The following is a 705-nucleotide window of genomic DNA, read 5'->3' on the forward strand; positions in this document are numbered from 1 at the left end:
CTCGACGAGCGCGCGTACGTCGTCGCGGATGCCGTCGAGGAGTACCCGGGGGCACGTTTCGCCCTCATAACCTCGGATGCGGCGGCCCAGCTGCGCATGCCGCTGACCACCGACACCACCGCGCTCATGAGCTCGCTCGAAGTGCTGCGCCCCGAGGTCACCAGCCAGTCCCGAGGGAGCTCCATCGGCATCGCGGCTCCGCTGCTGTCGGAGACCCTCGCCTCGGCGGCAGAATCCTCCCCCGATCGCTCGCGCATGGTCTTCTACTTCGGCGACGGGGAGCAGACGGTCGACACACCACCGGAGTCCTTCCGCTCGAGTGAGAAGTACACCGATTCGGGAGCGGTGTTCGGGTACGGCACGGCCGAAGGCGGACCGATGCGCATCACCACGGGCGGCGTCTCGGATCAGGGTGGCGGCTACATCCAGTACCAGGGCACCGACGCGCTCTCGGTGCTCGACGAGGCGAACCTCGAAGCGATCGCCGACGAGCTCGACGTCGAGTACGCACGTCGGACGGCGGATGCCGCGCCCGTGCTTCCCGAGGCGCCGTCGACCACCACCGATTACACCGATTCGGGCGAGGTCGGCAACGTCGCCGAGCTGTACTGGATCGCAGCGCTCGTCATCCTCGGCATCCTCGGCGTGGAGCTCACGCGCGCCACGGTGCTGATCGCACGGCTCCGGCGGTTGCGCACACCGCGG

At 68.9% G+C, this 705-nt stretch carries 1 pseudogene; it reads left to right on the top strand.

The window, feature by feature from the left end:
- Positions 1-705, top strand: a pseudogene (locus KZA10_RS16815) (VWA domain-containing protein); the annotation flags it as partial.

It is taken from the genome of Microbacterium sp. BF1, assembly GCF_019279095.1.
GTDB lineage: Bacteria > Actinomycetota > Actinomycetes > Actinomycetales > Microbacteriaceae > Microbacterium > Microbacterium maritypicum.